Origin of the sequence: Roseovarius sp. (assembly GCF_018066915.1) — a bacterium.
In the GTDB taxonomy this organism is placed as follows: domain Bacteria; phylum Pseudomonadota; class Alphaproteobacteria; order Rhodobacterales; family Rhodobacteraceae; genus Roseovarius.
In genome coordinates, this window is sequence record NZ_JAGPVV010000072.1 from 1 (window position 1) to 3125 (window position 3125).

The 3125-nt window shown below is 63.5% G+C and carries 4 protein-coding genes; 2 read left to right on the forward strand and 2 right to left on the reverse strand.

Annotated elements, in window-relative coordinates; genetic code table 11:
- Together KBT70_RS04475 and KBT70_RS04480 are read left to right on the forward strand one after the other, a co-directional pair.
- Nucleotides 1–357, forward strand: a 357-nt coding sequence (locus tag KBT70_RS04475; RefSeq protein ID WP_296629295.1) for a class II aldolase/adducin family protein, incomplete at its 5' end; no start/stop codon positions are given.
- Nucleotides 357–1124, forward strand: a complete 768-nt coding sequence (locus KBT70_RS04480; RefSeq protein WP_296629297.1) for a TIM barrel protein — start codon at nucleotides 357–359, stop codon at nucleotides 1122–1124. The genes KBT70_RS04475 and KBT70_RS04480, both read left to right, overlap by 1 nt.
- A gap of 22 nt (nucleotides 1125–1146) precedes the next feature.
- On the opposite strand, the gene KBT70_RS04485 is transcribed toward KBT70_RS04480, so the two are convergent.
- Complete coding sequence (locus KBT70_RS04485; RefSeq protein ID WP_296629299.1) at nucleotides 1147–2190, reverse strand: patatin-like phospholipase family protein; 1044 nt, start codon at nucleotides 2188–2190, stop codon at nucleotides 1147–1149.
- A 110-nt stretch (nucleotides 2191–2300) separates the two neighbouring features.
- The coding region (locus tag KBT70_RS04490; RefSeq protein ID WP_296629301.1) for an NAD-dependent epimerase/dehydratase family protein at nucleotides 2301–3125 on the reverse strand (825 nt) is incomplete at its 5' end.

The following is a 3125-nucleotide window of genomic DNA, read 5'->3' on the forward strand; positions in this document are numbered from 1 at the left end:
ACCCATTCGGTCGCTCTCTCGATCCTGCCCGACACGGACCCTGACAATGCCGTGCCACCGCTCACGGCCTATGCGGTGATGCGAGTAGGCAAGGTGGCGCTCTTGCCGTTCTTTGTGCCGGGAGATGCCGCGATGGCCGGGGCGATCCGGGGTCTGGCGGGGCGGCGATCCTCGGTCTTGCTGGCGCATCATGGCCCAGTGGTGGCGGGCAAGGATCTGGAGGCGGCGGTGTTCGCGATGGAAGAGTTGGAGGAGACCGCGAAGCTCGCGCTGATTTTGCGCGGCACCGGGGCGCGGGCGTTGGATGCAGGGCAGATTGCGCAGGTGGTGCGCAAGTTCGAGGTGGATTGGGACTGATGCGGTATTCGGCCAATCTGGGCTTCTTGTTCACCGACCGGCCCTTGCCAGATGCAATCCGTGCTGCGGCGCGGGCGGGATTTGCGGCGGTGGAATGTCATTTCCCCTATGAGTTTGCCGCGCAGGAGGTGCGCGCGGCGCTGGAGGAGACCGGCCTGCCGATGCTGGGGTTGAACACATGGCCCGGCGACCGGGCGGCGGGCGATTTCGGCTTGGCTGCCCTGCCGGGGCGCGAGGACGAGGCGCGCGCGGCCATCCGGCAGGCGGTGGACTATGCGCAGACCATTGGCGCAGGCGCGGTGCATGTCATGGCCGGATGCACAGATGGCGGGGCAGAGGCGGAGGCGGTGTTTCGCGCCAATCTGGCCTATGCCTGTGATCTGGCCGCGCCTTTGGGACTCACGATCCTGATCGAGCCGATCAATCAGCGCGATGTGCCGGGGTATCACCTGTCATCCAGCGCCCATGCGGCAGCGGTGATCGCGGCCTTGGGGCGTGACAGCCTGCGGATGATGTTCGACTGCTATCATCTGCAGATCATGGAGGGCGATTTGTTGCGCCGCTTTGCTCGCTATCAGCCCATCATCGGCCATGTGCAATTCGCAGGCGTGCCGGATCGCGGCGCGCCGGACCAAGGCGAGGTGGATTATCGCTGGCTTTTGCCTCAGATCGCCGCGCTTGGCTGGCAGGGGCCGTTCGGGGCAGAATACCGCCCCGGTGGCGCGGGCACCGAGGCGAGTTTGGCGTGGTTGGCGCGGTTTTCCTGAAACTGCGGGCAGGCGCACGCCCTCAGCCCTGATGCTCGGCCCCGATCCCTTGGAACATGGCGCGCAGGTCAACTGTGCTCTCGACCCCGATACGGTCGTAGCTGGAATCGAGCCAGGCCGCTGCCGTCTCGCGGCCAATATCACGCAGGCGGGTGAGAAAGGCCCATTCGACATTCATCTTGGACGAGGCCCCCATCGGATTGAGCGCCGCCTCGTTCTCGATCAGATGGATCTTGACCGGGCGGTAATCGTCGGTCGACAGCTTGCCCTGAGCAATCAGTCGGTCCACGAAATCAATTGCGCGCAATTCCTTGAGCAGGCTTGCGTTAAAGCTGATCTCGTTGAGGCGGTTCTGGATTTCCTGTGCGGTGCGCGGCGCGCCCTTGCGCTCGATCGGGTTGATCTGGATGACCACGATGTCATCTGTGCCCGTCTTGCCATAGAGCGGAAAGAGCGCGGGATTGCCCATATAGCCGCCATCCCAATAGGGCACGCCGTCAATCTCGACGGCCTGATACATCTGCGGCAGACAGGCCGAGGCCATGACCATATCGACGGTCAGGTCTTCGCGGGCAAAGATCTTGACCCGGCCTGTCTCGACATTGGTGGCCGAGACAAAGAGCTCGAACGCGTTGCATTTGCGCACCATTTCAAAGTCAATGCTCTCTTCCACCAGATCGCGCAGCGGGTTGATGTTCATCGGGTTGAGTTGATAGGGCGAGGCGACGCCGGTGAGAGCGTTCATGAAGTGGTAAAACGGGTTGTTCTCCAGCCCCCAATTTCCGGTCAGCCGGTCGAGCGGGGTGCGCTGCATGGGCGAATGCTTGACGCTGCCGCTCATGGATCGCCAGAACTTTTCGAGTGCGGCGCGCGCGCCCTCGGGTCCATCGCGCGTATACCCATCGGCCAAGGCCACCGCGTTCATCGCCCCCGCAGAGGTGCCCGAGACACCGGCGATGCGCAAACGCCCATCTTCGAGCAGGTAATCCAGCACACCCCAGCTAAAGGCCCCATGCGCCCCGCCCCCTTGAAGTGCCAGATTGATCGGTTTGCCGTTCTTGCTCATGGGGGGCCTGTCTCTGTCGTTGTGCCGCGTCTGAGCGGCTCAACCGCACGCTATCAGGGTGGTGCGTTGAGCGCCATGACCCGCGCGGCGGACGGGCATCACTTTCCCGCTCAGACCTGATAATAGGTGCGGTACCAGCGCACAAATTGGGCGATCCCGTCGCGCACGCTGGTTTGCGGGCGGTATCCTGTCAGGTGTTCGAGCAGGCGGGCATCGGCCCAAGTGGCGGGCACATCGCCTTTTTGCATCTCCATCATGTTGCGGATGGCGGGACGGTCCAGCGCCTCTTCGATGGCGGCCACGAAATCCAAGAGCCGCACCTTGTCGGAATTGCCGATATTGACGATCCGGTAGGGAGCAACGGGCGAGAGGCTGTCACCGGGGGCGATGGTTTCGGGGCTTTCTGGTCGCACGGGGGCCGCGTCCATCAACAGGCGGATGCCGCGCACCAGATCGCCCACATAGGTGAAATCGCGATACATCTCGCCGTGATTGTAGATGTCGATGGGGCGGCCTGCCAGAATGGCCTCGACGAATTTGAAATAGGCCATGTCGGGGCGGCCCCAGGGGCCGTAGACGGTAAAGAAGCGAAACATCGTGGTGGGCAGGTTCCACAGATGGGCATGGGCATGGCCCATCGCCTCGGTCGCCTTTTTGGTGGCGGCGTAGATCGTCATCGGGCTGTCGGCCTTCATCGTCTCGGCATAGGGCATCTCGGTATTTGCCCCGTAAACCGAAGAGGTGGAAGCCATCAGCAGGTGGCGCACCGCGTGGCGCTTGGCCGCCTCCATGACATTGAACGTGCCGACGATATTGGCGTCGATATAGGCGCGCGGGTTTTCGAGGCTGTAGCGCACGCCGGCCTGCGCCGCGAGATGCACGATGATGTCGGGCGCGCAGGCGTCGATTGCGGCATCCACCGCCGCCTGATCCTC